Origin of the sequence: Borborobacter arsenicus, assembly GCF_003934165.1 — a bacterium.
Taxonomy (GTDB): Bacteria; Pseudomonadota; Alphaproteobacteria; order Rhizobiales; family Rhizobiaceae; genus Pseudaminobacter; species Pseudaminobacter arsenicus.
Genome location: NZ_RKST01000006.1, coordinates 125,599 through 150,314 on the forward strand (window position 1 = coordinate 125,599; position 24,716 = coordinate 150,314).

The 24,716-nt window shown below is 63.4% G+C and carries 25 protein-coding genes and 1 CRISPR repeat array (1 of these 26 running past the window's edge); of the genes, 6 read left to right on the plus strand and 19 right to left on the minus strand.

Translation table 11 applies throughout. The features are described from left to right. Positions 1–82 precede the first annotated feature (82 nt). The 7 genes from leuC to EET67_RS11360 all read right to left on the minus strand — a co-directional run bounded on the left by leuC (position 83) and on the right by EET67_RS11360 (position 8,887). Positions 83–1,492, minus strand: a complete 1,410-nt coding sequence (gene leuC / locus EET67_RS11325) for a 3-isopropylmalate dehydratase large subunit (RefSeq protein ID WP_128626285.1) — start codon at positions 1,490–1,492, stop codon at positions 83–85. Between the two features lie 284 nt (positions 1,493–1,776). Next, entirely contained in the window at positions 1,777–2,328 is a 552-nt protein-coding gene (locus EET67_RS11335) for an MgtC/SapB family protein (protein WP_128626287.1), read from the minus strand. A gap of 137 nt (positions 2,329–2,465) precedes the next feature. Further along, positions 2,466–3,740, minus strand: a complete 1,275-nt coding sequence (gene glyA, locus EET67_RS11340) for a serine hydroxymethyltransferase (protein WP_128626288.1) — start codon at positions 3,738–3,740, stop codon at positions 2,466–2,468. Positions 3,741–3,753: 13 nt separating this feature from the next. After that, complete coding sequence (locus EET67_RS11345; RefSeq protein WP_128626289.1) at positions 3,754–4,311, minus strand: sarcosine oxidase subunit gamma; 558 nt, start codon at positions 4,309–4,311, stop codon at positions 3,754–3,756. 11 nt (positions 4,312–4,322) lie between these two features. Then, positions 4,323–7,322, minus strand: a complete 3,000-nt coding sequence (locus EET67_RS11350) for a sarcosine oxidase subunit alpha (protein WP_128626290.1) — start codon at positions 7,320–7,322, stop codon at positions 4,323–4,325. Then, positions 7,319–7,621 carry a sarcosine oxidase subunit delta gene (locus EET67_RS11355; protein ID WP_128626291.1) on the minus strand — a complete coding sequence of 101 codons (303 nt, stop codon included), beginning with the start codon at positions 7,619–7,621 and terminating at the stop codon, positions 7,319–7,321. The genes EET67_RS11350 and EET67_RS11355 overlap by 4 nt, the downstream gene beginning before the upstream one ends. Positions 7,622–7,633: 12 nt before the next feature. Then, positions 7,634–8,887 (minus strand): sarcosine oxidase subunit beta family protein, encoded by a 1,254-nt coding sequence (locus EET67_RS11360; protein WP_128626292.1) that lies wholly within the window; start codon positions 8,885–8,887, stop codon positions 7,634–7,636. Between the two features lie 158 nt (positions 8,888–9,045). Between EET67_RS11360 and EET67_RS11365 the strand changes: the two genes are divergently transcribed. Beyond that, positions 9,046–10,047 (plus strand): GlxA family transcriptional regulator, encoded by a 1,002-nt coding sequence (locus tag EET67_RS11365; RefSeq protein ID WP_245450864.1) that lies wholly within the window; start codon positions 9,046–9,048, stop codon positions 10,045–10,047. Here EET67_RS11365 and ruvB read toward each other — a convergent pair. The 7 genes from ruvB to rpmE form a co-directional block, all read right to left on the minus strand. Continuing rightward, positions 10,025–11,062 carry a Holliday junction branch migration DNA helicase RuvB gene (ruvB, locus tag EET67_RS11370; protein ID WP_128626294.1) on the minus strand — a complete coding sequence of 346 codons (1,038 nt, stop codon included), beginning with the start codon at positions 11,060–11,062 and terminating at the stop codon, positions 10,025–10,027. The two genes, EET67_RS11365 and ruvB, sit on opposite strands and share 23 nt — an antisense overlap. Before the next feature lie 43 nt (positions 11,063–11,105). After that, positions 11,106–11,726 (minus strand): Holliday junction branch migration protein RuvA, encoded by a 621-nt coding sequence (gene ruvA / locus EET67_RS11375; RefSeq protein ID WP_128626295.1) that lies wholly within the window; start codon positions 11,724–11,726, stop codon positions 11,106–11,108. Then, a complete protein-coding gene (locus EET67_RS11380) occupies positions 11,727–12,161 on the minus strand; it encodes a type II toxin-antitoxin system VapC family toxin (protein ID WP_128626296.1) in 435 nt (144 codons plus the stop codon). After that, positions 12,139–12,402, minus strand: a complete 264-nt coding sequence (locus EET67_RS11385; RefSeq protein ID WP_128626297.1) for an AbrB/MazE/SpoVT family DNA-binding domain-containing protein — start codon at positions 12,400–12,402, stop codon at positions 12,139–12,141. The genes EET67_RS11380 and EET67_RS11385 overlap by 23 nt, the downstream gene beginning before the upstream one ends. Before the next feature lie 62 nt (positions 12,403–12,464). After that, entirely contained in the window at positions 12,465–12,977 is a 513-nt protein-coding gene (gene ruvC, locus EET67_RS11390) for a crossover junction endodeoxyribonuclease RuvC (protein WP_128626298.1), read from the minus strand. Between the two features lie 60 nt (positions 12,978–13,037). After that, positions 13,038–13,565: a protease adaptor protein RcdA gene (gene rcdA, locus EET67_RS11395; protein ID WP_128626299.1), complete on the minus strand. Its 528-nt coding sequence runs from the start codon at positions 13,563–13,565 to the stop codon at positions 13,038–13,040. Positions 13,566–13,810: 245 nt separating this feature from the next. After that, positions 13,811–14,032 (minus strand): 50S ribosomal protein L31, encoded by a 222-nt coding sequence (gene rpmE / locus EET67_RS11400; protein WP_128626300.1) that lies wholly within the window; start codon positions 14,030–14,032, stop codon positions 13,811–13,813. 194 nt (positions 14,033–14,226) lie between these two features. Here rpmE and EET67_RS11405 point away from each other — a divergent pair, with 194 nt between their 5' ends. From EET67_RS11405 to EET67_RS11415, 3 genes are all read left to right on the plus strand, one after another. Continuing rightward, a complete protein-coding gene (locus EET67_RS11405; protein WP_128626301.1) occupies positions 14,227–16,029 on the plus strand; it encodes an ABC transporter transmembrane domain-containing protein in 1,803 nt (600 codons plus the stop codon). A gap of 67 nt (positions 16,030–16,096) precedes the next feature. Next, the gene (locus EET67_RS11410; RefSeq protein WP_128626302.1) at positions 16,097–16,327 is read left to right on the plus strand and encodes an AbrB/MazE/SpoVT family DNA-binding domain-containing protein; all 231 of its coding nucleotides are present in this window, start codon (positions 16,097–16,099) and stop codon (positions 16,325–16,327) included. Further along, complete coding sequence (locus EET67_RS11415) at positions 16,327–16,731, plus strand: PIN domain-containing protein (protein ID WP_128626303.1); 405 nt, start codon at positions 16,327–16,329, stop codon at positions 16,729–16,731. Before EET67_RS11410 ends, EET67_RS11415 begins: the two co-directional genes overlap by 1 nt. An 18-nt stretch (positions 16,732–16,749) precedes the next feature. Here EET67_RS11415 and EET67_RS11420 read toward each other — a convergent pair whose 3' ends face one another. Continuing rightward, positions 16,750–18,234, minus strand: coding sequence for a carboxypeptidase M32 (locus tag EET67_RS11420; RefSeq protein ID WP_128626304.1), 1,485 nt, complete (start codon positions 18,232–18,234; stop codon positions 16,750–16,752). Positions 18,235–18,373: 139 nt separating this feature from the next. On the opposite strand from EET67_RS11420, the gene EET67_RS11425 reads away from it, so the two are divergent. Further along, positions 18,374–19,462 (plus strand): tellurite resistance/C4-dicarboxylate transporter family protein, encoded by a 1,089-nt coding sequence (locus tag EET67_RS11425; RefSeq protein WP_165899872.1) that lies wholly within the window; start codon positions 18,374–18,376, stop codon positions 19,460–19,462. Between the two features lie 60 nt (positions 19,463–19,522). Here EET67_RS11425 and EET67_RS11430 read toward each other — a convergent pair whose 3' ends face one another. The 4 genes from EET67_RS11430 to modA all read right to left on the minus strand — a co-directional run bounded on the left by EET67_RS11430 (position 19,523) and on the right by modA (position 22,677). After that, positions 19,523–19,864, minus strand: coding sequence for a winged helix-turn-helix domain-containing protein (locus EET67_RS11430; protein WP_128626306.1), 342 nt, complete (start codon positions 19,862–19,864; stop codon positions 19,523–19,525). 190 nt (positions 19,865–20,054) lie between these two features. Next, positions 20,055–21,155, minus strand: coding sequence for a molybdenum ABC transporter ATP-binding protein (modC, locus tag EET67_RS11435; RefSeq protein ID WP_128626307.1), 1,101 nt, complete (start codon positions 21,153–21,155; stop codon positions 20,055–20,057). After that, positions 21,152–21,853 carry a molybdate ABC transporter permease subunit gene (modB, locus tag EET67_RS11440; protein ID WP_128626308.1) on the minus strand — a complete coding sequence of 234 codons (702 nt, stop codon included), beginning with the start codon at positions 21,851–21,853 and terminating at the stop codon, positions 21,152–21,154. Before modB ends, modC begins: the two co-directional genes overlap by 4 nt. A gap of 17 nt (positions 21,854–21,870) precedes the next feature. After that, the gene (gene modA / locus EET67_RS11445) at positions 21,871–22,677 is read right to left on the minus strand and encodes a molybdate ABC transporter substrate-binding protein (RefSeq protein WP_128626309.1); all 807 of its coding nucleotides are present in this window, start codon (positions 22,675–22,677) and stop codon (positions 21,871–21,873) included. Positions 22,678–22,971: 294 nt separating this feature from the next. Between modA and amaB the strand changes: the two genes are divergently transcribed. After that, on the plus strand, positions 22,972–24,486 hold the full coding sequence (amaB, locus tag EET67_RS11450; protein WP_128626310.1) for an L-piperidine-6-carboxylate dehydrogenase: 1,515 nt from the start codon (positions 22,972–22,974) through the stop codon (positions 24,484–24,486). 101 nt (positions 24,487–24,587) lie between these two features. Beyond that, a CRISPR array of direct repeats spans positions 24,588–24,716; the repeat unit is 36 nt; unit sequence GTTGCCGCTGGACCGCGTTTTCTGAACTGCTAAGCT (it continues 2,087 nt past the right edge of the window).

The window sequence follows — 24,716 nt, forward strand, 5'->3', positions numbered from 1 at the left end:
GCGCAAAGGCAAAAAAGAGCGGGCATTGTGAGGCGGGGTTCGCTGGGGCGACCGGACAGATGCCGACCGCCCCATGCAAGCTTTACTGCCAGTCTCGAATGTCGACGAAACGGCCGGCGATCGCGGCAGCCGCGGCCATGGCCGGCGACACCAGATGGGTACGGCCCTTGAAGCCCTGGCGGCCCTCGAAATTGCGATTCGAGGTGGAGGCGCAGCGCTCATGCGGCTTCAGCCGGTCGTCATTCATGGCAAGGCACATGGAGCAGCCCGGCTCGCGCCAGTCGAAGCCGGCCTCGATGAAGATCTTGTCGAGCCCTTCGGCCTCGGCCTGTTCCTTCACCAGGCCGGAACCCGGAACGATCATGGCGTTGACGCGCGGATTGACTTGTCTGCCCTTGGCGACGGCAGCCACGGCGCGCAGGTCTTCGATGCGGCCATTGGTGCAGGAGCCGATGAAAACCCGGTCGATCTCGATGTCGGTGATCTTGGTGCCGGCGGTCAGCCCCATATATTCGAGCGCGCGCTTCTTGGAATTGCGCTTGTTCTCGTCCTCGATGAGATCGGGATCGGGAACCACGCCGGTGACGGCCACAACATCCTCGGGCGAGGAGCCCCAGGTGACGATCGGCGGCAGTTTGGCTGCGTCGAGCACCACCACCTTGTCGAAATGCGCGCCTTCATCCGTCTTCAGCGTCTTCCAATAGTCGAGCGCCATGTCCCACGCATGGCCCTTCGGCGCACGCGGCTTGTCCTTGACATAGGCGAAGGTCGTTTCGTCGGGCGCAATCAGGCCAGCGCGGGCGCCACCCTCGATCGACATGTTGCAGACCGTCATGCGGCCTTCCATAGACAGCGCGCGGATCGCCTCGCCGGCATATTCGATGACATAGCCGGTGCCGCCGGCGGTGCCGATCTCGCCGATGATGGCAAGGATGATGTCCTTGGCGGTGACGCCCTCAGGCAGTTGCCCGTCGACGCGCACCAGCATGTTCTTGGCCTTCTGCTGGATCAGCGTCTGGGTGGCTAGGACGTGCTCGACCTCGGAGGTGCCGATGCCATGGGCAAGCGCGCCGAAAGCGCCATGAGTCGAGGTGTGGCTGTCGCCGCAGACGATGGTCATGCCGGGCAGCGTGAAGCCCTGCTCCGGTCCGATGATATGGACGATGCCCTGGCGGCGATCCTTCTCGGAATAATATTCGACGCCGAAGTCGGCGGCATTCTTTGCCAGCGCCTCGACCTGGATGCGGCTTTCCTCGTTCTTGATGCCGTTGACGCGATCGGGCGAGGTCGGCACGTTGTGATCGACCACGGCCAGCGTCCGCTCCGGATGGCGGACATTGCGGCCCGACATGCGCAGCCCCTCGAAGGCCTGCGGACTGGTGACCTCATGCACGAGATGTCGGTCGATATAGAGCAGGCAGGTGCCGTCGTCCTGGCGGTCGACGACGTGGTCGTCGAATATCTTGTCGTAGAGGGTGCGTGGTGCGTTCATGATCTGACATCCGTCGATGTATCGGGAGTTCTGGAACCAATGGCCGGCATGCCGCCGGAAATCTCGCAAACGAGACGCGAAAGCTCAGGAAAGTCGGCAGCTAAGCGCGCCTGAAATCCGGGCAAAGAACCGGCTGGGCAGGCGCTTGTGGTCCTGCAGCACGAAGCCCTTATAGGCCGGATGTCCGAAAAGCTCTTCCATTCAGCCGCTCATACCAATCTTTCGGCATTTCGGCAATCGCAACGGCATGCCTGCCTGCACAAGCCGCTCCGGCATTGCAATACTCAGGACCGGCCAGCCTTTCCCTTCGTCTTCTTCAGGCTCTCCATCGGCTTTTCGCCCTCTTCGCTGCCAGCCGGCGGGCGGGAGGGGCTTCGTACTTCAAGGCGCTGCAGGAAGCCCAGGACGACCAGGGCGACAAAGGTTGCAAAACCTGCGATCTGCCAAAGCCCGAATCCGCAAGCAACGCCGATAGCGCCGGCAAGCCACATGCCGGCCCCCGTGGTCAGGCCGTGCACCTCGCCGCGCGCAAACAGGATCGTGCCGGCAGCCAGGAAGGCCACCCCGGCAGTCACCGCCTCCACCGCACGGATCGGGTCGAAGCGGGACGCTTCCGAGGCGAACATCGGCGCATGGATGATCTCTATGGTGAGTATGGAGAAGGTCGCGGCGGCCACGCACACCAAAATATGGGTTCGCAAACCGGCCGGCCGGTTTCGCCATTCACGCTCGAAACCGATGAGGGCGCCAAAGACCGCCGCAAGCAGCAACCGCGCCATGATGACCGGGAACGAGGTCCAGGTCGGATGGCCGAATTCCTCGATAAGCTGCTCCATGGACCCTTTCCGTGACGATGCCGCGTAACGCACCGCGAGGGCTACGGGTTCCCGAGCCGGCTAGATCAGCACGCCCGCTTCACCGCGGCAAAAGCACGGAAAGGCCCGAAAAGTCTGCAACTTTTCGGGATCATACCCTAAGCGTAGATCGGGAAGCGGCGGCAGAGCTCGCGCACCTCGCCCAGCACCGCGGCCTCTACAACCGCGTCGCCTTCAGCGCCCTTCTCAGCTAGCGCGTCAATGACTTTGAGGATCAATTCGCCGATGCGACGGAACTCCGCCTCGCCGAGGCCGCGCGTGGTGCCCGCCGAGGTGCCGAGGCGCACGCCGGAGGTCACCGCCGGCTTTTCCGGATCGAAGGGGATCGAATTCTTGTTGCAGGTGAGACCGGCGCGCTCCAGCGCCTGTTCGGCATCGCGGCCCTTCACGCCCTTCGGCCGCAGATCGACCAGCACCATATGGCAGTCGGTGCCGCCCGAGACGATGTCGAGCCCACCGGCAAGCAGTGTCTGGCTGAGCGCCTTGGCATTGGCGACAACCTGCCCGGCATAGGCCTTGAACTGAGGCTGCAAGGCTTCGCCGAAGGCTACGGCCTTGGCGGCAATCACGTGCATCAGCGGACCGCCCTGATTGCCCGGAAACACCGCCGAATTGAACTTTTTGGCCAGCGCTTCGTCATTGGTCAGGATCATGCCGCCGCGCGGCCCGCGCAGCGTCTTGTGGGTGGTGGTGGTCACCACATGGGCATGCGGCAGCGGCTCGGGATAGAGCCCGGCCGCGACCAGCCCGGCATAATGGGCCATGTCGACCATCAGCCAGGCACCGATCTCGTCGGCGATGCGACGGAAGGCGGCAAAGTCGATGGCGCGCGGATAGGCGGATGCACCGGCAACGATCAGCTTCGGCCGCATCTCAAGCGCGCGGGCGCGCAGATCGTCATAGTCGATCTGCTGGTCGGACTGGCGCACCTCATAGCTGACCACGTCGAACCACTTGCCGGACATAGTGACGGGCGAGCCATGGGTAAGATGGCCGCCATGGGCGAGCGACATGCCCATAATGCGGTCGCCCGGCGACAGCAGCGCCAGGAACACCGCCTGGTTGGCCTGCGCGCCCGAATGCGGCTGGACATTGGCAAAGCCGCAATTGAACAGCTTCTTGGCCCGCTCGATGGCCAGCGTCTCGACCTCGTCGACAAATTCGCAGCCGCCATAATAGCGGCGGCCCGGATAGCCTTCGGCATATTTGTTGGTCAGCACCGAGCCCTGCGCGATAAGGACATCTCGCGACACGATGTTTTCCGAGGCGATCAGTTCGATCTGGTTTTGCTGGCGATCGAGTTCCCGGCCGATGGCGGCGGCAATCTCGGAATCCCCCAGCGAGGCGTCGAGGTTGGTCTGGTGCAGGGTCATCATTACCTCCAATTCAGATTTCGAGCGCAATCTCGCGGCCTGCCGCCTGCAGGATGCCCCAGACGTGATCGGCAAAGGATTGCCAGACCTCGATGCGGAAGCTGTCCTGGCCCTGGCGGATCAGGACGATCTGCGCCTTGTCGAAAATGGTGCGGGTGGCACTGCCGACAGCCATTTCGTCGAGGTCGAGCGGGCAGGCGGAGCGCAGCGCCAGAGCCGCATCCCTGCCCTCCACAACGATGCCTACCTCGCGGTGGCTGATATCGACCAGGCTGTGCGGCACCTTGGCATAGAGCGCGGCAAAAGCAGCTTCGAGCGCGTCGCGCTCGTCCAGCGGCGCCATCAACTGCCATTCGTCCGGCCCGAGGCAAAGGGCCAACCGGCCGCCGGCAGCGGTCATCCCGCCGATCTGTTTCGGCAGTGCGACGCCGAATGCCTTGCCGGCCTGAGCGATGCCCTCTTCGGCGATGCGCAGGCTGAAGCGGGTGCAATCATCGGCCATTGCGATGGCGAGAGCGCTATCGGGGGCGGCGATACGGCTTCCCTCAAGGCGGCGATATTCCTGCAGCATAGCAACGTTCCTTAAGCGTTGAGGCGCTTGTTTTCAGGGTCGAGAAACACCGTGCCGGTGATCTCGGCGGCATGTGCCTTGCCCGGCATCGGCACATGGATGGTCTGGCCCTGGCGCGCGCGTCCGCCCTCGATGACGGCAAGTGCGATCGAACGGCCTAGCGCCTCGCTCCAATAGGATGAAGTGACATGACCGATCATCTTCATCGGCAAAGCCTGGCTGGGATCGTCGACGATCTGCGCACCCTCCTCCAGCACTGTAGCGGGATCGCGGGTGAGCAGGCCGACCAGCTGCTTGCGGCCGGGGCTCAGCATGTCGGACCGCGTCAGCGAACGCTTGCCGACGAAATCCGGCTTGGCCTTGCCGATCGCCCAGCCGAGCCCGGCATCGTCCGGGGTCAGCGTGCCGTCGGTATCCTGGCCGACCACGATATAGCCCTTCTCGGCGCGCAGCACATGCATGGTCTCGGTGCCATAAGGCGTGATGTCGTATTGGCGCCCCGCCTCATAGAGCGTTTCCCAGACGGCACGGCCATAGCGCGACGGCACATTGATCTCGAAGCCGAGCTCGCCGGTGAAGGAGACGCGGAACAGCCGGGTCGGCACGCCGCAGATCCTCCCTTCAGCCACCGACATATGCGGCAAGGCTGCGTCCGACAGGTCGATGCCTTCCACGAAAGGCTCGATCAGTTTGCGTGCATTAGGCCCGTTGAGGGCGATGACAGCCCATTGCTCGGTGGTGGAGGTGAGCCAGACCTTCAGATCGGGCCACTCGGTCTGCAGATAATCCTCCATCATGGCCAGCACGCGCGCCGCGCCGCCGCTGGTGGTGGTGACATGGAAGCGATCAGCGCTCAGGCGGCCGATGACGCCGTCGTCGCGGATGAAACCGTCCTCGCCGAGCAGCAGGCCATAGCGGAGCCGCCCCGGCGCGAGCTTCGACCAGGCATTGGTGTACATGCGGTTCATGAATTCGGCCGCATCCGGCCCGACAATCTCGATCTTGCCTAGCGTGGACGCATCGAACATGCCGAGCGACTGGCGTGTGGCCCGGCATTCGCGCGCCACGGCCTGATGCATCGTTTCGCCGGGCCGCGGGAAATACCATGCCCGCCGCCACAGCGAGACAGGCTCGAACACCGCGCCGTTCTCCTCAGCCCAGCCGTCGATTGCCGTCTTTCGCGTCACCTCGAACAGGGAACCGCGATTATAGCCGGCAAACGCGCCGAAGGTGGTCGGCGTATAGGGCGGGCGGAAGGTTGTCAGGCCCACCGCCGGTGCCGGACGCTTCACCGCGTCGGAAGCGATGGCAAGGCCGTTGATGTTGGAGGTCTTGCCCTGATCGGTCGCCATGCCGGTGGTTGTGTAGCGCTTGATGTGCTCGATCGACAGGAAGCCTTCACGCACCGCAAGCCTGATGTCCTTGGCGGTGACGTCGTTCTGGAAATCGACGAAGGCCTTGGCGCTCGACGGGTTGCGGTCGGTCGGCAATTCCCTGACGCTGATGCCGGTGCATTCGAAGTCGCCTTCGACCCGATAGTCGGAGGCCTTTGCCTTGAAGCCGGCATCGGCGGCGGCTTCGGCACCGGCGGCAGCGCCCTCGCGCAGGGCCCCTGCCAAGCCGAACGTGCCATTGCCGGCGCCGGCGCAGCGGGTTTCTTCGGTCGGCGCGCCGGGCAGGAACATCTGGCGTTCCTCGTCCCAGTCGAGCTTGCCCTTGGTGTGCGAGAACAGATGGACGCTCGGCGTCCAGCCGCCGCACATCAGCACCGTGTCGCAGGCGATCACACGCGCGCGGCCTGCCTTGCCATTCGTGCCGACGGGATTGACGCGCACTGCCGAAACCCGCAGCCGACCCCTGGTTCCGGTCGCCGTCCAGCCGGTCAGCACCTCGATACCATGCGCCCTGGCGAGCCGGACGAGATGGTCCGAAACGGATGAGCGGATATCGACGATGGCCGCGACCTTCACGCCGACTTCGGCCAGATCAATCGCGGCAAGCCAGGCGGAATCGTGCGAGGTAACGACCACGGCGCGATTGCCCACCTTCACCCCATAACGGTTGAGATAGGTGCGCGCGGCTCCCGCCAGCATGACGCCGGGGCGGTCATTGCCATCGAACACCAACGGCTTTTCGATCGAGCCTTGCGCCAGCACCACCTGCTTTGCGCGCACGCGCCACATGCGCTCGCGCGGCGCGCCTTCCGGCAATGTGTCCAGGTGGTCAGTCAGCCGCTGGCACAGGCCAAGGAAATTCTCGTGATAATAGCCCATGGCCGTGGTGCGGGTAAGCACGGTGACATTCTTCAAGGCGGCAAGTTCGTCGCTCGCAGCCTTCAGCCACTGCCAGGCCGGCTGTCCGTCGATGCCTGTATCCGGCTCCGACAGCAGCGAACCGCCAAGCTCCGCCTGCTCGTCCACCAGAATGACCTTAGCGCCGCTGCGGCCGGCCTCAAGCGCTGCCGCGAGCCCGGCCGGGCCGGAGCCGACCACCAGCACGTCGCAATGGGCATAGCGGCTGGCATAGGTGTCGGGGTCCGGCAGCGAAGGCGACTTGCCAAGGCCGGCGGCACCACGAATGAAGGGCTCGTAGACCTTGTTCCAGAAGCTCTTCGGCCACATGAAGGTCTTGTAGTAGAAGCCGGCCGAAAAAAGCATGTAGAATGCGTCATTGATCGCGCCGACATCGCGCTTCAGCGAGGGCCAATGGTTCTGGCTGACCGTGCTCAGCCCCTCGAAGACCTCCAGCACGGTGGCACGGGTGTTGGGCTCCGAGCGGCCCACGCCACGGCTGACGCCGACCAGCGCGTTCGGCTCTTCCGAGCCTGAAGACAGAATGCCGCGCGGCCGGTGATATTTGAACGAGCGGCCGATGAGATGCACGCCATTGGCGAGCAAGGCCGAGGCGAGCGTATCGCCTTTGCGGCCCTCGAAACGCTGGCCATTGAAGGTGAAGCGGACCGGCTTGCCGTGATCGACCCGGCCCTTTGCGGATATGCGATGGGTGCTCATGAACGTGCCTTCCCGATCTCGGCTTCGCTCGGACGCGGCAAGCCGGCCTTGTAGGTCATGGCGAATTTGTCGCTGACGGTGTCGCGCACCGCATTGAAGAAGCGGCCGCAGCCATGGATATGGCGCCAGCGCTCGAAATGGGTGCCGCGCGGATTGGAGCGGATAAACAGATGGTCCTTCCACTGCTCGTCGCTCAGCGCCGAAGGATCCTGCGGGCGGGCGATATGCGCCTCACCGGCATAGGCGAATTCGACTTCGGGGCGCTCGACAGCACAATAGGGGCATCTTATGAGCAGCATGTCGTCCCTCCCTCAGTGCGCAACGGCGGCGGCCGCCGCCTCGTCGATCAGCCGCCCGGTGGTAAAGCGCTCCAGCGTATAGGGCGCATTGATCGGGTGCGGCTCACCCCGCGCGATGGTGTGGGCAAAGACATGCGCCGAACCAGGCGTTGCCTTGAAGCCGCCGGTGCCCCAGCCGCAATTGACATAGAGGCCTTCAACCGGCGTCTTGCCGATGATCGGCGAGCGGTCGGGCGTGACATCGACGATGCCGCCCCATTTGCGCAGCATGCGCATGCGCGTGAAGATCGGGAACACTTCGCAGATGGCCGACACGGTATGCTCGATCAGATGCATGCCGCCGCGCTGGCTGTAGGACACATACTGGTCGGTGCCTGAACCGATGACCAGCTCGCCCTTGTCGGACTGGCTGATATAGGCATGCACCGTGTTGGACATGACCACGCAGGGGAAGACCGGCTTGACCGGCTCCGACACCAGCGCCTGTAGCGGATAGCTTTCGAGCGGCAGGCGCACCCCGGCCGTATCCATCACCACGGAGGTGCTGCCGGCCGCCGACACGCCAACCTTCTTGGCCTTGATGAAGCCGCGCGGCGTATCGACGCCCATAACCTTGCCGGAGGCATCGCGGCGGATCGCCGTCACCGGGCAGTTCTGGATGATATCGACGCCGCGCGCAGCGGCGGCGCGGGCATAGCCCCAGGCGACCGCATCGTGACGGGCGACGCCGCCACGCCGCTGCAGGGTCGCACCCATCACCGGAAAGCGCGCATCCTTGGCGATGTTGAGCGGCGGGCAATATTCCTTCGCCTGCTCGGGCGTCAGCCATTCATTGTCGACGCCATTGAGGCGGTTGGAATGGAGATGGCGCTTGAAGCTCTGCACATCATGCACGGAATGGGCAAGCATCATCACGCCGCGCTGCGAGAACATGACGTTGTAATTCAGCTCCTGGCTCAGTCCCTCCCAGAGATCGAGCGCATGGTCGTAAAGCCTGGCGCTTTCGTCATAGAGGTAGTTGGAGCGGATGATGGTGGTGTTGCGGCCGGTATTGCCGCCGCCGAGCCAGCCCTTCTCGATCACCGCGACATTGGTGATGCCGTGCTCCTTGGCCAAATAATAGGCCGCGCCGAGACCATGGCCGCCAGCACCCACGATAATGACGTCATATTCGGCCTTCGGCTCGGCGTCCGGCCATTGCCTCTGCCAGTTCTTGTTGCCGCTGACCGCATTGCGCAGCAGGGAGGAAAAGGAAAAATGGGTCATCGCCGGAACCTGATTTCACCGTGACGCCGATCTTCGCATCTCTGGCCGGCTTGAACAGAATGGGTGCGTCATCGTAATGTTATCTTTGCGACAGCATGCAGAATCCGACCGAAATGTTTCCGCGGAGAATGGCAATGGCTTCCGGGCCGAGAATCCCGATGAGAAACCCAACCGACAAGTTGCGGCTATCGGTCGGCTTCATCCTGGCACGCCGCTTCACGCTGTGCGCCTTCGCCAATTTCGTCGATGTGCTGCGGCTGGCGGCCGACGAGGGCGACCGCAGCCGCCCGATCCGTTGCGGCTGGCGCGTGCTGTCCACCACGATGGAGCCGATCACCGCCAGTTCCGGCATCACGGTGCAGCCGGAGGAGCGGCTGGGCGACCCTTCGCGCTTCGACTATATCGTGGTGGTGGGCGGACTGATCGACGAGGTCGCCAATCTGCATCCCGACTATGTGCATTTTCTTCATGCCGCCGCCGAGGCGGGCGTGCCGCTGGTTGGCGTCTGCACCGGCGCCTTCATCCTGCACCGCATCGGCCTGATGGATGGCTATCGCTGCTGCGTCAGCTGGTTCCACCATGATGATTTCCTGGAGCAGTTCGACGGGCTCAAGCCGGTGTCGGACCAGATCTTCGTGGTCGACCGCGACCGGCTGACCTGTTCGGGTGGCGCTAGCTCGGCGCATCTGGCCGCCTTCCTGGTCGAGCGCCATGTCGGCCGCGCCGAAGCGACCAAGAGCCTTCACATCATGATCATCGACGAGGCGGAGCGGGCCGAGACACCGCAGCCGGGCATCCCGCTCGACCTGCGCAGCGGCGATCCGCTGGTGAAGAAGGCGCTGATCCTGATGCAGCAGAATATCGACACGCCGATCTCGATCGACGAAGTCGCCAGGCGGCTTGGGGTCAACAGGCGCCAGATCGAGCGGCGGTTTCAGGCCAGGATCGGCACCTCACCGACACATGCCTTCAAGATGATCAGGCTGGAACATGCCGAATATCTGTTGAGGCATTCCAACCGCTCGATTACGGCAATCGCGATCGAATCCGGCTTTTGCGATTCCTCGCATTTCATCCGGGCTTTCCGGGAGCGGAGCGGCCAGACGCCCGCGGCGTTTCGTGGCCTGACCGGCGAAGCTACTCTTCCTGAAACAGGCTGATCTGCTGGACGGCAACGTCGCGCGGCATTTCCAGTCCGAGATGTTTCCAGGCATTGGCGGTAAGCACGCGGCCGCGCGGCGTGCGCTGGATGAAGCCCTGCTGGATCAGATAGGGCTCGATAATGTCCTCGATGGCGTCGCGCGGTTCCGACAGACCGGCCGCGATGGTTTCGATGCCGACAGGCCCGCCACCGAAATTCATCGCAATCATTGAAAGATAGCGGCGGTCGAGCGCGTCCAGCCCAAGCGCATCGACCTCCAGCCGGGTCAGCGCCTCATCGGCAACCTGCCGGCCGACATGATCGGCCCCGGCAACGGAGGCGAAATCGCGCACCCGGCGCAGCAGCCTTCCGGCGATGCGCGGCGTTCCACGGGCGCGTCTGGCGATTTCCAGCGCACCATCTTCGCCAAGCGGCATGCCGAGAATGCGTGCGCCGCGACGCACGATCATCTCCAGTTCCTCAACCGTGTAGAAATTGAGCCGGACCGGGATGCCGAAGCGGTCGCGCAGCGGATTGGTGAGCAGGCCAAGCCGCGTGGTGGCGGCAACCAGCGTGAAACGGGCAAGATCGATCTTGACCGAGCGTGCCGCCGGCCCTTCGCCGATGATGAGGTCGAGCTGGTAGTCCTCCATCGCCGGATAGAGGATTTCCTCGACCGCCGGATTGAGCCGGTGGATTTCGTCGATAAACAGAACGTCCCGCTCTTCCAGATTGGTGAGCAGCGCGGCCAGGTCGCCCGCCTTGGCGATGACCGGGCCGGAGGTCGAGCGGAAATTGACACCCATCTCACGCGCCATGATCTGCGCCAGCGTGGTCTTGCCCAATCCCGGCGGGCCGACGAACAACACATGGTCGAGTGCCTCGCCACGCCCTTTTGCCGCCTCGATGAATACTTTCAGATTGGCGCGCGCCGCCGCCTGACCTACGAATTCGTCCAGCGTCTGCGGCCGCAGCGTGGCATCGACATCCTCGCCGCGCTTTTCCGGGGTGATGAGGCGGGGGTTGGTGCTCATGTGACCGTCCTCGCATGACGGACGCCCTCGGGCAAGGGCACAATCACCGCGCCAGTTCCTTCAGGCCAAGCCGGATCAGCTGCGAGGAATCCGCGCCCTCGCCGGCCGCCTTCAGCGCCGCCGATACCGCATTGGCGGCGATGTCGCGCGAATAGCCGAGATTGACCAATGCCGACACCGCATCGGCAATCGGTGCGGGCGCCACGCCTTCGCCGAGTTCCTGCTTGAGGCCGATGGTGCCGGTGGCGGCACCCGCCAGCGCCGGGGCCTTGTTCTTCAATTCGGTGACGATACGCTCGGCCACCTTCTTGCCGACGCCCGGCGCGCGGCTGACCATGGCGATGTCGCGCAGCGCGATCGCATTGGCAAGGTCGGCCGGCGGCAGCGTGGACAGCACCGCAAGCGCCACCTTGGCGCCGACACCCTGCACATTGTTCTGCAGCAGGCGGAACCATTCGCGCTCCAGCGCGGTCTGGAAGCCGTAGAGCCGGATCATGTCCTCGCGCACATAGGTTTCAATGAACAGCACCACCGCTTCACCCGCACCGGGCAGCGCGGCCAGCGTGCGCGTCGAGCAATGGGCGACATAGCCGACGCCATGCACATCGACGACGCAGTGGTCCTCACCGATCTCGTCTACCGTACCCTTGAGCTTGCCGATCATCTACTCGTCCTCCAGCGCGTAGGTTTCGGGGCTCAATATATTGAGATGGGGAAAATACGAGCGATATCTGCCCGCATCACGTGTCAGCAGGCGATGTCCGGCCACCATTGCATGCGCACCGATAAGAAAGTCCGGCAGGGTTCTTTCCCGTTTCCCGCCACGCAGGCGGTAATATGTGTGGGCCGCTCCCGCAGAGAAAGCCGCGTCGAAAGGAAAGTCCTCGCGTAAAGGCCGAAGCCAGGCGAATGCCTGCGATAGCGCCTCTTCACCAAGAGAGGGCTTCGAAAGCTCGGCCCAGACGATCGCACTGAAAACTATCGGTCCTTCGCCAAAGGCATGCTTGAGAGCCGCCAGCGACCAGCGCCGGGTTTCGAGTTCCGCCGGACCAAGAATGTCGATCAGGACGTTGGTATCAACGAGGGTCGAGATCTTCACGCGGTCCCCTCAGCCAATCCACATAGGCCTTCCCGTCCATTCCCATCGTGTCGAAAGTGCCGGCCACACTCGCAGCCCATTCCTCGAAAGTCGGCCTTCCCTCATCGACTGCCATCTCCCGCTTCTCCAGCACGACGACGGCATCCCGCTCAACGAATTGGACCTCGCTGCCGGGGCCGATCCCAAGCCGATCCCGGATTCGTTTGGGGATAGTAATCTGGCCTTTTTCAGTAACGCGCATAGTAATACCTCTATGGTATTACCTAACCGAAACTACTAGAACAAGTCAAGAACATTTACCTGTCAGCCCGCGAGCGCGGCAAGCCTCGACGCCGCGCTCTGGCGGTGATGTGCGTGGCAGATGGCGATGGCCAGTGCATCGGCGGCATCGGCGCCGTCAAACTGCGCCCGCGGCAGCAGGACTTTCACCATCATCTGGATTTGCGTCTTGTCGCCATGGCCGACGCCGATCACTGCCTTCTTGACCGCATTGGGCGCATATTCGGCCACCAGCAGTCCGGCGCGGGCCGGCACCAACATGGCAATGCCGCGCGCCTGGCCGAGCTTGAGCGTGGCGGCGGGGTCCTTGTTGACGAAGGTTGCTTCCACCGCCGCTTCCTGCGGACCTTGGCGCACGAGAATCTCGCAGAGCCCGTCATGAAGTTGACAGAGCCTTGTCGCCAGCGTTGCCTTGTCGTCGGAGCGGACGGTTCCTGCGGCAACGAAGCGCAGCGAATTGCCCGACGTCTCGACGACGCCCCAACCGGTGCGTCGAAGCCCCGGATCGATACCGATGATGCGAATCGTTTCCCTCATCCGGCGACCTTACCTCCGCCGGAGTGTCATGTCAGGAAATTGTGAACAAACCAGAAACGGTCACCCCCCGGCAAAGGCGGTGCGCAGGAGTGTGATCTGGTCGGAGACCGGGTTGCTGCGGCGTGCGGATGAAGCTGCCGGGGCACCGCCGCCATAGATCTCTTCATCCATGCGCCGCACCAGTGCCTGCAGGCTGAGCGAGCGATTGACCAGATCCAGGAACGCCGATGGCAGTTCGCTCCAGCCGGCCGCATCCTCGCGCGCCGAGGCCGTGTCGAGCCGAACCTTGGCTTTTTCCTCGGCCACCTGGTCGCGCGTCATCTCGCCGGAATTGGCGGCGCGCTGCAAAAGCAGCCAGGAGGCGACCTGCATCAGGCGCGTGGTCAGCCGCATGGATTCGGCAGCATAAAGGGTCGCCGCCAGCCGCGACAGGTTCTTGGCTTCCACCCGCCCCTTGCCGTCGAGATATTCGGCGGTCTGCTCCACGAGACCCATGCCCTCGTCGTAAAGCGGCTTGAAGGAGTGCGAGAACACCCGCCGCTCCGCCAATCTGATCGTGTTGCCGCTTCCCATCGAAGGCTCGCTCATCCTTTTGCCTCAATATTCTTCGTCGCGCCGACTGGTGCCACATTTGCGGCCTGCGGTCGCGTACCCCGCCCCTAATAACGGTGGAAAATGCGCCTGTAGCCTACCGAAGGCAAGCTTATGTTTAACAGAAGGTTAACGGCCGGTTGCGGCAGATTTTTGACTGAAAAACAGCGTGAAAACATGAAAAAACCCGCCGGAAAGGCGGGTTTTTGGGAATTTTCCGTCCGAAATCGGAAGGATTCGGCTCAGATTCCGAGGCCTTCGTAGCGCTTCTTGAACTTCGAAAGGCGGCCGCCGCGGTCGAGCAGGGTCTGCTGGCCGCCGGTCCAGGCCGGATGCGTGGTGGGGTCGATGTCGAGATTCATCGTCTCGCCTTCCGAACCCCAGGTCGAACGGGTCATGTATTCGGTGCCGTCGGTCATGACGACCTTGATGGTGTGGTAGTCGGGATGGATATCGCTCTTCATCGGTCTGGTCCTGGCTGTCGCGCTGCGGCTCACGGCTTGCGCCTGCGGCGATGCGCCCCTTTTGAAAAACCCGAAGCCGCAGCTATTCAAGGGCCACGGCTTCAAAAACGGTCGGCGTGCGTATACATCAGGCGAAATTGAATCACAAGGCCGCTAAAGCGCTTTCGCGCCATGCGACCGAAGGGACCGGCGACATGGCGAAAACAGAAGGAGGCGGGCAGGAAAACCGCCGGCGCTCGCTCAAGCCGCTAAGACGCCTTGCCCCCTATTTGCTGCGCTATCGCCTGCTGGTCGTCGGCTCGCTGATATCGCTCGTTCTGGCGGCAGCCACTACGCTGACGCTGCCGATTGCCGTGCGCCGCATGATCGACCATGGCTTTTCCAACTCCGATTCCAGCTTCATCGCCAACTACTTCTCCATGCTGGTGGTCATTGCGGCAATATTGGCACTGGCCTCGGCGAGCCGCTACTATTTCGTCATCACGCTTGGGGAACGCATCGTGGCCGATATCCGCCGCGATGTCTTTTCGCATGTGACGGCGCTGTCACCCGCCTTCTTCGATACGGCGCAATCCGGCGAGATCATCTCGCGACTGACGGCCGATACCACGCAGGTGAAATCGGCCGTCGGAGCAACCGCATCGGTGGCACTGCGCAATATCATCCTCGGCCTAGGCGCGGTCGCCATGATGGTGATCACCAGTCCCAAACTGTCGGGCCTGGTCATCGCCGCCATACCGGTAATCGTGCTGCCGCTGGTCGCCTTCGGCCGCTCGGTGCGGCGCAAGTCGCGCGCGGCACAGGACATGCTGGCCGATGCCACCGCCTATGCCAGCGAGCAGATCGGCGCGGTGCGCATCCTGCAGGCCTTCACCAATGAAAGGCTGGTAACCGGCCACTTCGCGAATGCCGTCGACATCGCCTTCAAGGCGGCTCGCGCCTCGGTCTTTGCCCGCTCCTTCCTGACCTTCTTCGCCATCTTCACCATTTTTTCCTCGGTGGTGGCCGTGCTGTGGTTCGGTTCGCGCGACGTGCTCGCCGGCACGCTGTCGGCCGGCACGCTCGGCCAGTTCCTGCTCTATTCGGTGTTTGCCGCCGGCGCGCTCGGTGCGCTGTCGGAAGTGTGGGGCGAACTGAGCCAAGCAGCGGGCGCTGCCGAAAGACTGACCGAGATCCTGGCCGAAGTGCCGGCCATAGCCGCTCCGGCCAAGCCACAAGCCTTGCCGAAGACGCCCAAAGGACTCGTCGAGTTCCGCGACGTTTCCTTCGCCTATCCGGCACGGCCCGACAAACCGGCGCTGCACGAGTTGAGCTTTACGGTAAAGCCGGGCGAGACGGTGGCGATCGTCGGGCCTTCGGGCGCCGGCAAGAGCACGGTGTTTTCGCTGATCCTGCGCTTCTACGATCCCGACAGCGGCACGGTGCTGATCGATGGCGTGGAGATCGACAAGGCCGATCCGCAGGCCGTGCGCGCCCGCACGGCCATCGTGCCGCAGGACGTGACCATTTTCGCCACTTCGGTGGCCGAAAACATTGCCTTCGGCCGGCCCGGCGCCTCCCGCGCCGAAATCGAGGCGGCAGCCAAGGCCGCACTTGCCGACGAGTTCATTGAGAAACTCGAGCGCGGCTATGAGACGCCGGTCGGCGAGCGCGGCGTCATGCTCTCGGGCGGCCAGCGCCAGCGCGTGGCGATTGCTCGTGCCATATTGCGTGACGCGCCGATCCTGCTTCTCGACGAGGCGACCTCGGCGCTGGATGCCCAGAGCGAAACGCTAGTGCAGACGGCGCTGGAAAGGCTGATGGCCGAGCGCACGACCATCGTCATTGCCCACCGCCTGGCAACGGTGCTCAAGGCAGACCGCATATTGGTGCTGGATGAGGGCCGCATTGTCGAGGAAGGCACCCATGCCAGCCTGGTGCGCAAGGGCGGCATCTATGCGGAACTAGCCAAGCTCCAGTTCGAAACCGGCGCGACCGCCTTCCAGGCGGCGGAGTAGATTTCTCCCAAGTCTTGACCTGCACAGAGTCAGATATACATTTAGTGTGTATATCTAGGAGACTGTCATGCAGGTCGCAAAATGGGGCAACAGCCTTGCCGTAAGGTTGCCCGCTACGGTCGTCGAAGCCTTGCAACTGAAGGAAGGCGACGAAATCAACATCCGCATCGCGGGCGAGCGTGCATTCGATATCGAGCTGGACCTTAGCCGAGAGCGGGCGCTTCAGCGCATAAGGCAGTTGCGCAAGCCGCTCCCCGTTGGCTGGAAGTTCGACCGCGGCGAGGCGAATGCGCGCTGATGTCTGCACCGGATGAGTTTCTCGACACGAACGTCCTCATCTATGCATTCACCACCGATCCGCGCGCCGTCACTGCAGAAAAGCTGCTGGCCAAGGGCTGCGTCATCAGCGTTCAGTGCCTGAACGAGTTTGCCAATGTGGCGAGGCGTAAGCTCGGCATGTCATGGGAAGAAACCCACGATGCTCTCGGGGCAATCAGAAGTCTCGCCAAGACCATTCTGCCTGTCGATCTGGACACACATTCCCGCGCGCTTCGCCTGGCCGAGCGTTACGCGTTGTCATTCTTCGATGCCCTGATGCTGGCTGCAGCCCTCCAGGGCGGCTGCGCCACCTTCTGGTCGGAAGACATGCAGCATGGAACTGCGATCGAAGAGCGCTTGCGGATCGTCAACCCGTTCGCCTGATATCACTTTCGAACGTGCTCACGCCCCGTAGCGTTGCGTCAGGTGTCCGGTGAAATAGCGGGCATTGAGCGTCTCGCCGGTCGCGAGCTTCATGATCTCGGGCGTCGAACGGCTGGAGGCGAGCGACCAGATATTGTCGTGCCGCCAATCCGTCACCATGTCGAAACGGCCTTTGGCGATGTCGCCATCGATGCCGGGATTGAGCCGAATGATTGCCGCCCATTGCTGCGCGGCCATCATGGCGCCCAGCGTGTAGGACGGGAAATAACCGAAGGCGCCGCTCGGCCAGTGCACGTCCTGCATCGGCCCGTCCTGTGGCGTGTCGATGGTGGACAGGCCGAGAGTGTCGCGCATCTTGGCGTCCCAGGCCTCGGGCAGGTCGGAAACGGAAAGCCGTCCGGCAACCAGCTCCTGCTCCAGTTCGTAGCGCAATATGACATGCAGCGGGTAGGTGACTTCGTCGGCATCGACGCGGATCAACCCCCGCGCGACATGGTGGACATGCGGCAATATATCCGCCTTGCTCCATTTCTCGCCGAGATGCTGCTCGACCAACGGCAGCGCCCAGTCCCAGAAGGCGGGATTGCGGCCGAGCTGCTTTTCCACGAACAGGCTCTGGCTTTCATGCATGGCCATGCCGCGCGCCTTGCCGAGCGGCCAATGCGCCCATTTTTGCGGCAGGTTCTGCTCATACATGGCGTGCCCCGTCTCGTGCAGAACGCCCATCAGCGCCGACAGGAATTCGGTGGTCCGGTAGCGGGTGGTGATGCGCACATCCGTGGGCACGCCGCCGCAGAAGGGATGGTGCGAGACCGACAGGCTGCCGCGCGTGAGGTCGAAGCCGACCGCCGCCATCATGGCGAGGCCAAGTTCGCGCTGGCGCTCGACCGGATAGGTTCCCGAAAGCGGCCGCAGCGGCGTTTTCGCCAGCCTTTCCTCCTGCACCGCCAGCGCCTGGGGCACGAAACCCCTCAGGAAGGCCTTCAGTTCGGCAAAGACCGGCGTGATGTCGGCGGCGCGGTGGCCGGGGTCGAACTGCTCCATCAGCGCATCGTAGGGGTCGAGGTGAAGAACCTCGGCTCGCATCGCCGCCTCTTCGCGCACCAGCGCCACCACGCCTTCGAGCGCGGGCAGGAAACCGCTCCAGTCATTCTTGGCGCGCAGGTCACGCCAAAGCTGCTCACAGCGCAGGCGTGTCGTGGTCTGGCGCTCGACGAACTCCACCGGCAGGCAGGTCAGATTGGTGTAGTGGCGCCTGAATTCGCGCAGTGCCACTTGTTGCTCTTCGTCCAGCGCCTCGTTTTCAGCCGCCTCGATCCAGTCGGCGATTTCGGGTGCGGTGGCGCGGGCATGATGCATTCCGGCCAGGGCAGCCATCGCCTCGGCGCGCTTCTCGCCGCCGCCCACCGCCATGTGGGTCGCCTCGTCTGCGCCCAGAATGGCCAGCGCATGTTCCAGCGCTTCCAGCTTGCGGCCGAGTTCGTCGAGCTTGGCAAAGGACATGACGGCTTCTCCTCATTCATGCGCCAAAGAGCGGGCTGACATTCTCGTGCATCTTTGGCAAGAGGGAGCGCGCAAGCAAAGCCCGATGCCTTGGTAAATCATCCGCCATTGGGCTCGAACCGCCATGGGGACAATGCAAATGAATACCAGCAGCCGGCCATTGACGAGCCTTGCCGGGTGGCTGGATGGCCAGATCGCCGCGCTCTATCCCGGCTGCTTTGCGCTGGTCATGGCGACCGGCATCATCTCCAACGCGCTCTTTCATGAGCAATACCGGCTGCTGTCGGATATTCTTTTCTTCGTCAATCTGGTCGCCTATCCCGTCCTGATTGGCTTTACCCTGCTGCGCCTCCTTCGGTTCCGGACATTGCTTTGGTCCGATCTCGTCAATCCGCGCCTAGTCTTCTCCTTCTTCAGCATCGTGGCCGGCACCGATGTCTTCGGGGCAGGTGTCGCCCTGCGCGGCGGCGAGACGGCCGTGCTTTTCCTGTGGCTGTTTGCCTTCGCAGCCTGGCTAGCGCTGATCTATTTCAGTTTCGGCGTATTGATTTTCCTCAACAGCACACAGGGCGCCAATGTCGTCCATGGCGGGTGGCTGATCGCCATCGTCGGCACGGAATCGCTGGTCGTGCTCGGTACGGTGGTCGCGCCCGCGCTCGGCCAGACGGGTCCGCTTGTCTTTGTGCTCATCCATGTGCTGTGGGGCGTGGGCCTCGGACTCTATGCCATATTCATCGTGCTGTTTGCCCACCGCATCTTCTTCCTCGATGTGGAGCCTGACGACATCACGCCGTTACTCTGGGTGGTGATGGGTGCGGCGGCTATCAGCACCAATGCCGGCTCGGCACTGATACTGACGGATAGCGACATGCCTTTCCTCGCCTCCATGCGCCCCTTTATCGACGGCGTGACCCTGCTGATGTGGGGCTGGGCGACGTGGTGGATCCCGCTGCTGGTAGTGCTGGGCGTATGGAAGCACATCGCCTACCGGGTGCCGATCGTCTACACGCCGATGCTGTGGAGCCTGGTGTTTCCGCTCGGCATGTATGCGCTGGCGACGCGCCGGCTGGCGCTGGCGGCCGATTTCCCGCCGCTGCAAAGCGTGTCATTCGCCATGGTGTGGATTGCGCTTGCCGTGTGGGGGCTCACGGCAGCCGGCTTCGTGCATTCGGCCTGGCGCAGCTATCGGCTGGGCCTGGCCGCATCCCCGCCGCTCGCCAGAAGCTGACCACGCCTCAGCCCGGAGGACCCTTGCCTTATATGCAGTGAGATACTTCGGGCCCGCCGATCAACCCGACACGATCTCGGCCTGGAGCGCGGCGAGATGCTGTTCGGCCGCCGAGGCGGCGGCACGTTCGATCGCACGAAACCGGCTCACTATGGCAAGCCCGACCGGCGTGAGCTGGGCGCCGCCGCCGCGCTTGCCGCCGGTCTGGGCTGCAACCACCGGCTTGCCGAACAGCTTGTTCATTTCCTCGACCAGATCCCAGGCATGTTTGTAGGACATGTTCATCTGGCGCGCGCCAGCCGAGATCGAGCCGAAGGCGGCAATCTGCTCAAGGAGTTCAATCTTACCCGGTCCGATGCGACCATCGGGGTCGAGATTTACCCGCAAGCTCAGTGACGGCACTGTCGCCTCTCAGTCTGAAACATGTCGCCCGAAAGTGGATCCGGTTTCTGGATACCGACATGCGAAAAACAAGAACTCAAGGCGCATCGCATGACGCGACACGCACTGCCCTACCGTCCTTATCTTCGCTCGAAGCAGGAAAAACAAGGCGCGTGTGCACAGCCTGCCTGAGGCTAATGAGTACGTATGCTCAGATCGTGATGCCGCGCGTCGTGCTGTCGGGATCGAAACTGACCGTCTTGATGACGGCAAAGGCCGACTGGCCGGGCTTCAGGTCAAGCATCCGCGCCGACCGGCTGGTGATGCGGGCGATGACAGGCTGGCCGCCGCAATCAATCGTGACGTCGCTGAGCATGCCGGGCCCTTCGCGGACCTGGCTGACCTTGCCGGACAGCACGTTCAAGGCGCTCAGGCCCTCCGGCGGCTGCGTTGCGACCATGACGTCATTGGCCCGGATCCGCACCCGCACCCGGCTGCCCACAAGCGCGTCGTGGCCGAAGATGCGAATCTCGCCGGCCGGCGAGCGTAGCACCGACATGCCGAAGGCGGTGTCGTGCTCGGCCACTATCATCTCCAGCAGCGAGCCGCCCTGATGGCGCTCTTCTGCCGGCAACAGGTCGAGCCGCCGCAATATGTCTTGCGCCGGGCCGGATGCCGAAACCTTTCCCCCTGCGAGCATCACGATATCGGTGGCGAGCCTGGCCACTTCGGCAACCGAATGGCTGACATAGACGATCGGGATTCGGGCCTCGTCGCGCAGCCTTTCGATATAGGGCATGATCTCGGCCTTGCGCGCATCGTCAAGCGAGGCGAGCGGCTCGTCCATCAGGATCAGCTTCGGACTGGCGATCAGCGCCCGGCCGATCGCCACGCGCTGCTTTTCGCCGCCCGAAAGCAGGCTCGGCCGGCGATCGAGCAGATGGCCGATGCCGAGCAGATCGACCACAGCGTCCAGTTCGGCATAGCGTTCGCCGGCCGGCGTAAAAAAGCGGCCATAGCGCAGGTTCTGGCTCACCGTCATATGCGGAAACAGCCGCGCATCCTGGAAGACATAGCCGATGCGGCGCCGATGCATCGGCACGAAAATGCGCTTTGCCGTATCGACCAGCACCCGCCCATCGACCAGGATGCGGCCCTGCATGGGCCTGATCAGGCCGGCGATCAGATTGACCAACGAGGTCTTGCCCGAGCCGGACGTGCCGAACAGCGCGGTCAATCGGCCGCTGCTTTCGAAGCCCGCCTCCAGTTCGAAACTGCCGAGGCGGTGGCGAATATCGACCAGCAGCGTCATTCGATGTCCATTCGCCGGCTGACACGGCGGGCCAGCACTTCCGACACAACGAGCGCAATCATCGCAATGACGATCGACACCAGCGTCAGCCGCAGCGCACCAAGGTCGCCGCCCGGCACCTGGGTGAAGGTGTAGATGGCGGAAGGAAGTGTCTGGGTTTCGCCCGGAATGTTGGAGACGAAGGTGATGGTGGCGCCAAATTCGCCCATCGCCTTGGCGAAGGACAGGATCATGCCGGCGATGATGCCGGGCAGCACCAGCGGCAGCGTGATGGTGGCAAAAACGAAGGGCGGGCTGGCGCCGAGCGTGCCCGCCGCCGCCTCAAGCTTGCGGTCCACCGCCTCGATCGACAGCCTTATGGCGCGCACCATCAGCGGAAAAGCCATGACGCCGCAGGCGAGTGCGGCACCGGTCCAGCGGAAGGAAAAGACGATGCCGAAATTCTGGTCGAGGAACGCCCCGATGGGACCGCGGCGCCCGAAGGTCAAGAGCAGCAGATAGCCTGTGACCACCGGCGGCAGGATCAACGGCAGATGGACGATGCCGTTGAGCGCAGCCTTGCCCCAGAACTCCTTGCGGGCGAGCACATAGGCGATCAGGATCCCCAGCGGCAGGCTTGCCACCGTGGCCCAGATCGAAACCTTTATGGAGAGCCGGACCGCGATCCACTCTTCCGGACTGAGATGCAGCCACTCCATGCCTGAGGTTCAGACCCTTAATTGGACACTGGCGGCAGCAATACCGTGAAACCCTGTGCCTCGAAAAGCTCCCTTGCCTTCGACGACTGCAGGCACTTCAGGAAAGCACCGGCATCATCGTCCTTGGATTCGGCAAGTTGAGCGACCGGATAGATTATGGGCGGATGGCTGTCTTCGGGAAACTGGGCGACGATCTTCACCTTCGGTTCGGCTGCCGCGTCGGTCTGATAGACGATGCCGAAGGGCGCTTCGCCCGTTGCCACCAGGGCAAGTGCGGCACGGACATTCTCGGATTGAGCGACCTTGCCTTCCACCGCGGCCCATGCGCCGAGCTTTTCCAGCGCAGCCTTGCCATATTTGCCGGCGGGAACGGAATCCGTGTTCGCCATCGCCAGCTTGCCATCGCCGACCAGCCCGGCAAGATCGAAGCCGTCCTTGATCTCGGCGGTGACCGAAGAATCGGCAGGCGCGACCAGAACGATGCGGTTACCCAGCAGCCTGGTTTCCGTATCCTTCTTCGTCAGGTTCTTTTCCGACAAATATTCCATCCAGTCGAGATCGGCCGAAATGAAGATGTCGGCGGGTGCGCCCTGTTCTATCTGCTTGGCAAGTGCGGAACTGCCGGCATAGGAAATCGTCGCCTTTTCACCGACATCGGCCTCACAGGCGGTGTTGATGTCATCTAGCGCATTCTTCAGGCTCGCTGCGGCAAACACCGTGACATTTTCCTGCGCAAGGGCAGCTGGCACCCCTGAGATCAGCAGAGCCGCGATGCCGCCAATGGCGGCCGCCATCCCCAATCCGAAACCCTTGCATGCCAGCATGACATTTCCCCCAAATGGTGCGTGATGATCCGTGTCAGACAGCGGATCGATATATACAGTCAAACATAACAATCACGCGCCGTCCATAGGCCGATGAGACACTTTCAGTCTTTTTGTTCAATTCTTTAAGCCAAGTCGCCAGTTGACGGCGCCTTTGCCGGCACGCTACGCCATCGACATATAATTGCGGCCAGGCACATGGGCATCGCCGCAGACTCCAGCAGGCAACGGCCCCGGCACCTCTCCAGGAACAGGTGCAGGCGGACGGCCGCGAGACCAGGAAGGAATTTCAAGATGAATGTGCAGCAGGAAACCTCCGAGCTTCTTTCGCGGCTGGGCGTGGCCGCCGAGGCGCTTTCGGGCGGCGATCTTGTCGTCTACAGCCCGGTGACGGGCGAAGAGATCGCGGCACTGAAGACGATCATGCCTGCCGATGCCGGCAGGGCGATCGAGGCTGCGCATGAGGCCTTCAAGGCCTGGCGCATGGTGCCGGCGCCGCGCCGCGGCGAACTGGTACGCCTGCTCGGCGAGGAGTTGCGCGCCCACAAGGAAGACCTCGGCCGGCTGGTCTCGATCGAGGTCGGCAAGATCGCCTCCGAGGGGCAGGGCGAGGTGCAGGAGATGATCGACATCTGCGATTTCGCGGTCGGGCTGTCGCGCCAGCTCTATGGGCTCACCATCGCCACCGAACGGCCCGGCCACCGCATGATGGAGACCTGGCATCCGCTCGGCGTGGTCGGTGTCATCTCGGCCTTCAACTTCCCGGTCGCGGTGTGGTCGTGGAATGCCGCGCTTGCGCTGGTCTGCGGCGATGCGGTGGTGTGGAAACCTTCCGAAAAGACGCCGCTGACCGCGTTGGCCTGCCAGGCGATCTTTGCCCGCGCGGCAATGCGCTTCGGCGCCGATGCGCCGGCCGATTTGCTCACCGTGCTGATCGGCGACCGCGCCGTCGGCGAGGTGCTGGTCGATCACCCCACGGTGCCGCTGGTCTCGGCCACCGGCTCGACCCGCATGGGCCGTGAGGTGGGGCCAAGGCTGGCCAGGCGCTTTGCCCGCGCCATCCTCGAACTCGGCGGCAACAATGCCGGCATCGTCTGCCCGTCGGCCGATCTTGACATGGCGCTGCGCGCCATCGCCTTCGGCGCCATGGGCACGGCCGGCCAGCGCTGCACCACGCTGCGCCGCCTGTTCGTGCATGACAGCGTCTATGACCAACTCGTGCCACGCCTGAAGAAAGCCTATCGGAGCGTATCCGTGGGTAGCCCGCTGGAAACCTCGGCGCTGGTTGGGCCGCTGATCGACAAGGCCGCTTTCGACGGCATGCAGGCCGCGCTCGACAAGGCACGTGCAGCCGGCGGCTCGGTGACCGGCGGCGAACGTGTCGAGACCGGTCCGGCGCAGGCCTATTATGTCCGCCCGGCTATCGTGGAAATGCCGCGCCAGGTTTCGCCGGTGACGGAGGAGACCTTCGCGCCGATCCTCTATGTCATGAAATATTCCGACTTCGACGCCGTGCTCGGCGAGCATAATGCGGTGGGGGCCGGCCTGTCGTCCTCGATCTTCACCCGTGACCTGCAGGAAGCTGAGCGTTTCCTGTCGGCCGAGGGCTCGGACTGCGGCATCGCCAATGTCAATATCGGCACCTCAGGCGCCGAGATCGGCGGGGCGTTCGGCGGCGAGAAGGAGACCGGCGGCGGCCGAGAGAGCGGATCGGATGCGTGGAAGGCCTATATGCGCCGCGCCACCAACACGGTGAACTATTCCACCGCCCTGCCGCTCGCCCAAGGCGTCTCCTTCGACATCGATTAAGGCCGGCCGCGACACTGCAAATTTTGCAACACTATGGAACGCGGCTAACCCTGCGCCAGAACGGCTAAGCTCAACTGGGCCTACGCAAAGGGCAACCACTAGTTGCCGCTGGACCGCGTTTTCTGAACTGCTAAGCTGACCCAGCCTACTTCTGACCACTTTCGGGCGTTGCCGCTGGACCGCGTTTTCTGAACTGCTAAGCTCAAGCAGTTCTGGCAGCAGAGAATCAA

Excerpts from the sequence above, each read along its gene's own strand:
- glyA (WP_128626288.1), bottom strand. The coding sequence starts at position 3,740 with ATGACCCTGCACCAGACCAACCTCGACGCCTCGCTGGGGGATTCCGAG.
- leuC (WP_128626285.1), bottom strand. The coding sequence starts at position 1,492 with ATGAACGCACCACGCACCCTCTACGACAAGATATTCGACGACCACGTC.
- rcdA (WP_128626299.1), bottom strand. The coding sequence starts at position 13,565 with ATGAGCGAGCCTTCGATGGGAAGCGGCAACACGATCAGATTGGCGGAG.
- EET67_RS11350 (WP_128626290.1), bottom strand. The coding sequence starts at position 7,322 with ATGAGCACCCATCGCATATCCGCAAAGGGCCGGGTCGATCACGGCAAG.
- EET67_RS11385 (WP_128626297.1), bottom strand. The coding sequence starts at position 12,402 with ATGCGCGTTACTGAAAAAGGCCAGATTACTATCCCCAAACGAATCCGG.
- modA (WP_128626309.1), bottom strand. The coding sequence starts at position 22,677 with ATGCTGGCATGCAAGGGTTTCGGATTGGGGATGGCGGCCGCCATTGGC.
- EET67_RS11335 (WP_128626287.1), bottom strand. The coding sequence starts at position 2,328 with ATGGAGCAGCTTATCGAGGAATTCGGCCATCCGACCTGGACCTCGTTC.
- EET67_RS11360 (WP_128626292.1), bottom strand. The coding sequence starts at position 8,887 with ATGACCCATTTTTCCTTTTCCTCCCTGCTGCGCAATGCGGTCAGCGGC.
- EET67_RS11345 (WP_128626289.1), bottom strand. The coding sequence starts at position 4,311 with ATGCTGCAGGAATATCGCCGCCTTGAGGGAAGCCGTATCGCCGCCCCC.
- ruvA (WP_128626295.1), bottom strand. The coding sequence starts at position 11,726 with ATGATCGGCAAGCTCAAGGGTACGGTAGACGAGATCGGTGAGGACCAC.
- EET67_RS11410 (WP_128626302.1), top strand. The coding sequence starts at position 16,097 with ATGCAGGTCGCAAAATGGGGCAACAGCCTTGCCGTAAGGTTGCCCGCT.
- EET67_RS11365 (WP_245450864.1), top strand. The coding sequence starts at position 9,046 with ATGAGAAACCCAACCGACAAGTTGCGGCTATCGGTCGGCTTCATCCTG.
- EET67_RS11355 (WP_128626291.1), bottom strand. The coding sequence starts at position 7,621 with ATGCTGCTCATAAGATGCCCCTATTGTGCTGTCGAGCGCCCCGAAGTC.
- modB (WP_128626308.1), bottom strand. The coding sequence starts at position 21,853 with ATGGAGTGGCTGCATCTCAGTCCGGAAGAGTGGATCGCGGTCCGGCTC.
- EET67_RS11415 (WP_128626303.1), top strand. The coding sequence starts at position 16,327 with ATGTCTGCACCGGATGAGTTTCTCGACACGAACGTCCTCATCTATGCA.
- rpmE (WP_128626300.1), bottom strand. The coding sequence starts at position 14,032 with ATGAAGAGCGATATCCATCCCGACTACCACACCATCAAGGTCGTCATG.
- EET67_RS11405 (WP_128626301.1), top strand. The coding sequence starts at position 14,227 with ATGGCGAAAACAGAAGGAGGCGGGCAGGAAAACCGCCGGCGCTCGCTC.
- modC (WP_128626307.1), bottom strand. The coding sequence starts at position 21,155 with ATGACGCTGCTGGTCGATATTCGCCACCGCCTCGGCAGTTTCGAACTG.
- ruvB (WP_128626294.1), bottom strand. The coding sequence starts at position 11,062 with ATGAGCACCAACCCCCGCCTCATCACCCCGGAAAAGCGCGGCGAGGAT.
- amaB (WP_128626310.1), top strand. The coding sequence starts at position 22,972 with ATGAATGTGCAGCAGGAAACCTCCGAGCTTCTTTCGCGGCTGGGCGTG.
- EET67_RS11425 (WP_165899872.1), top strand. The coding sequence starts at position 18,374 with ATGAATACCAGCAGCCGGCCATTGACGAGCCTTGCCGGGTGGCTGGAT.
- ruvC (WP_128626298.1), bottom strand. The coding sequence starts at position 12,977 with ATGAGGGAAACGATTCGCATCATCGGTATCGATCCGGGGCTTCGACGC.
- EET67_RS11420 (WP_128626304.1), bottom strand. The coding sequence starts at position 18,234 with ATGTCCTTTGCCAAGCTCGACGAACTCGGCCGCAAGCTGGAAGCGCTG.